Genomic DNA, 236 nt, shown 5'->3' on the forward strand with positions numbered 1-236 from the left:
GTTCCGATGGATACCGTGTGCTCCCCTTTTTCCAGCAGTACATTCAGCGACTCTACATCTTCAATCGTATAGGCGGTTGCATCTACGGTCGCTTCGGTCGGACCATACACGTTCGTAATGACCGGACGATACCCGGACCATTTGTGTAGGAACCCCTGTACCAGCTGCACGGATAAGGCTTCGCCCCCGATCAGGTAATGCTTCACATCCGGCGCTTCTGTCACGCTGACGCTTTC

Annotated in this window: 1 protein-coding gene; it reads right to left on the bottom strand. The window is 54.2% G+C overall.

Annotation, left to right across the window (positions count from 1 at the left end; genetic code table 11):
• Positions 1-224, bottom strand: a 224-nt coding sequence (locus HFE01_RS26820) for a hypothetical protein (RefSeq protein ID WP_243208327.1), incomplete at its 3' end; no start/stop codon positions are given.
• Positions 225-236 lie beyond the last annotated feature (12 nt).

Origin of the sequence: Paenibacillus sp. EKM10P, assembly GCF_011800655.1 — a bacterium.
Classification (GTDB): Bacteria; Bacillota; Bacilli; order Paenibacillales; family Paenibacillaceae; genus Paenibacillus; species Paenibacillus polymyxa.